6 protein-coding genes are annotated in these 3045 nt (G+C 66.1%); all 6 read left to right on the plus strand.

Annotated features, from left to right (window positions below):
• Positions 1-232 precede the first annotated feature (232 nt).
• Positions 233-520, plus strand: coding sequence for an ArsR/SmtB family transcription factor (locus tag DDE13_RS22160; RefSeq protein WP_111406369.1), 288 nt, complete (start codon positions 233-235; stop codon positions 518-520).
• Positions 517-807, plus strand: a complete 291-nt coding sequence (locus DDE13_RS23825) for a hypothetical protein (RefSeq protein WP_328587866.1) — start codon at positions 517-519, stop codon at positions 805-807. The genes DDE13_RS22160 and DDE13_RS23825 overlap by 4 nt, the downstream gene beginning before the upstream one ends.
• A gap of 48 nt (positions 808-855) precedes the next feature.
• Positions 856-1575: a permease gene (locus DDE13_RS22165; RefSeq protein ID WP_447248394.1), complete on the plus strand. Its 720-nt coding sequence runs from the start codon at positions 856-858 to the stop codon at positions 1573-1575.
• A 19-nt stretch (positions 1576-1594) separates the two neighbouring features.
• Positions 1595-1831: a thioredoxin family protein gene (locus DDE13_RS22170; protein ID WP_111406367.1), complete on the plus strand. Its 237-nt coding sequence runs from the start codon at positions 1595-1597 to the stop codon at positions 1829-1831.
• Positions 1828-2739, plus strand: coding sequence for an MBL fold metallo-hydrolase (locus DDE13_RS22175; RefSeq protein WP_111406368.1), 912 nt, complete (start codon positions 1828-1830; stop codon positions 2737-2739). Before DDE13_RS22170 ends, DDE13_RS22175 begins: the two co-directional genes overlap by 4 nt.
• 107 nt (positions 2740-2846) lie before the next feature.
• On the plus strand, positions 2847-3045 hold a 199-nt coding region (locus tag DDE13_RS22180), incomplete at its 3' end, for an ArsR/SmtB family transcription factor (protein ID WP_162631189.1).

A 3045-nucleotide genomic window follows, 5' to 3' on the forward strand; every position in this document is an offset into this window, starting at 1 on the left:
GAGTGCTACAACTTCTTCAAGGCCGCCGGATACGGAACCGATTAAACGCGACACGCTCTAGGTACAGCCAAAAGGAACGTCTGCCGGATAGATTGGACGTTCGTCGACGGCGCGGCGCGATCGTGCCGCGCGCGGTGCTTCGTGCACCGGACCATTGTGCGGCAACTGCACGCGCGGTCATGCGTATATGTCGCATGGCGCATATGCGGATGTGCGCATACACGTCGCCGTCATGCAGGATATTCTCACCGCCATATGTGACCCGATCCGCCGTGCCGCGCTTGCCATCGTCTGGGATGGGGGCGAGCATTGCGTTTGCGAACTGATGGCGCGCCTTGTCGCGAGCCAGAGCCGGATGTCGCGACACATGAAGGTCCTGCGGGAGGCCGGTCTCGTGCGCGACCGGCGCGACGCGCAATGGGTGCGCTACCGACGCAACCCGGACCTTGCGCCGGAGTTCGTGGCCGTGATCGACGCGGTTCTTGCCGCCGAAAGCAATCACGAAAGGCAGGTCGCATGACCACCGACACGCACGATCCCGCCCAGCATCGCGGCGCGCCCGACTGGCTTTGGTATGCAGGTGTGCCCATCGCGGGCGTGACACTGTACCTGCTCTACGGCCAACTGATCCCGATCTCGGAATGGGTGACCGCGCTGCTTCCCGTGGCGCGGGACAGCCACACGGGCGAAGCCATCGCCTCTTTCGTCTACGATGTGCCCAAGGTGCTGTTGCTGCTGACGGGCATCGTTTTCGTCACGGGCGTGCTGCGCAGCTGGTTCAGCCCGGAAAAGACCCGCGCGATCTAAGCGGGCAAGCGCGCGATCTGTGGCTATCCGTTGGCCGCGGCGCTTGGCGTGTTGACGCCTTTCTGCTCGTGCTCCTCGGTGCCGCTCTTCATCGGCTTCGTGTCGGCGGGCGTTCCGCTGGGTGTCACGTTTGCCTTCCTGATCGCCGGGCCGATAGTCGGGCCCGTGGGGCTGGGGCTGCTCTACGGCCTCGCCGGCTGGCAGATCGCCACGATCTACCTCGTCTTCGGTTGCACCATCGCCACGGTCGCGGGGTTCGTCCTCGGGCGCATGGGGCTGGAGCGCTACCTGCAGGACTGGGTGCGCGCGCTGAACGCGGGCGCCGTGGGCGATCTGCCTGAGGAACGGCTGAAGCTGGTGGACCGGCTGAAGATCGGCGCCGAACAGGTACACGAAATCGTCGGCAAGGTCTGGATCTGGGTGCTGGTCGGCATCGGCATCGGCGCTGCGATCCACGGCTACGTCCCAGAAGAGATGATGCTGCGGATCATGGGCGGCGAGGCCTGGTGGTCGGTTCCCGCCGCCGTCGTCGTCGGCGTGCCGATGTACACGAACGCCGCGGGCGTCATCCCGATCGTCGAGGCGCTGCTTGGCAAGGGTGCGGCCCTCGGCACCACGCTGGCCTTAATGATGTCGGTAATCGCCCTGAGCCTGCCCGAGATGATCATCCTGAAGCAGGTGCTGACCCTTCGCCTGATCGCGATCTTCATCGGGGTCGTGGCGGCGGGCATCCTTGCCACCGGCTTTTTGTTCAACGCGATCCTGTGACCCCTGAAAGGACAACCCCATGAAAACCGTCAAGGTCTATGGTCCCGGCTGCAAACGCTGCGAGGCCACCGAGAAGATGGTCAAGGACGCGGCTGCGAACCTGGGCATCGACGTCGCGGTCGAGAAGGTGACCGACCAGAAATCCATCGCGCATGCCGGTGTCATGTCCACGCCGGGCATCGCGGTGGATGGCAAGCTGGTGCACACCGGCGGGCTTCCTGACGCGGGCAGGCTCGACGCCTGGCTCCGCGCATGATCCGCGTCACGCTTGGGGCGGTCCTTGTCGGGTGTCCGACGCTGGTGGGGGCGCAGACCCTCGACGTGCAGCCGGTCGCGGAGAATGTCTGGGCCATCGTCGGCGAGACGGAACAGCGCAGCGCCGACAATCTTGCCAACAACGCGACCTTCGGGCTCGTGGTGACCGATGCGGGCGCGGTGCTGGTCGACCCCGGCGGGTCATGGCAGGGGGCCAAGGCCCTGCATGACGCCATCCGCGCCGTGACGGACCAGCCGGTTGCCTATGTCATAAATACCGGCGGGCGGGACCATCGCTGGCTCGGCAACGGCTACTGGCAGGCACAGGGGGCGACCGTGATCGCGTCCGCGGCGGCGGATGCGGATCATCGCGCCCGCGCCGGGGAGCAGATGATCGCGCTGGCGCAATTCCTTGGCGACGGGCTGGCGGGCACGGAACCCAGCCTTGCCGACGTGACATTCGACAGCGATCACACGCTCGAAATCGGGGGTTTCAGTTTCGAGATCATGCATCGCGGCCCGGCCCACACGCCGGGCGACAGCTTCGTCTGGCTGGACGAACGGGACGTGATGTTCACCGGCGACATCGTCTACGTGGACCGGCTGCTGGGCAACGGTCCCGCGCGCGACACCGTCAGCTGGATCGCGGTGTTCGGGGAGATGGCGGCGTATCAACCGGCGCATATCGTGCCGGGGCACGGCCGCGCCACGGACCTGCCGACCGCCACGCGCGACACCCACGATTACCTCGTGAACCTGCGCACGCAGATTGGCGCGCTGATCGATGCGGGCGGGGATATCATCGACGCTCCGCGGATCGACCAGTCGGCATGGGCGCATCTGGACCAGTTCGACGCGCTAGCGGGCCGCAACGCGCAGGCCGCCTATGAAGAAATGGAGTGGGAGTGATGCTGGCGCATCACGCGAAGGCCGAACCGGGGGGCGCGGGCAATGCCACGAGACACCGGGCGCAGACAATCCCTTTACAAAACTAGAAATGTCGGTATTTAGGGATCATGACACCCACGAGCCCCCATGCCCGCGCCCTTGCCGCCCTTGGTCACGACGCCCGTCTGTCGATCTTTCGCCTGCTGGTGAAGGCGGGCGACGACGGGTTGCGGGTCGGCGATATCGGCGCGCATCTGGGGCTGGCACCCTCGACGCTGGCGCACCATTTGTCGGCGCTCGTCGAGGCCGGGCTGGTGCTGCAGGACA

The organism is Meridianimarinicoccus zhengii (assembly GCF_003254465.1).
Taxonomy (GTDB): domain Bacteria; phylum Pseudomonadota; class Alphaproteobacteria; order Rhodobacterales; family Rhodobacteraceae; genus Meridianimarinicoccus; species Meridianimarinicoccus zhengii.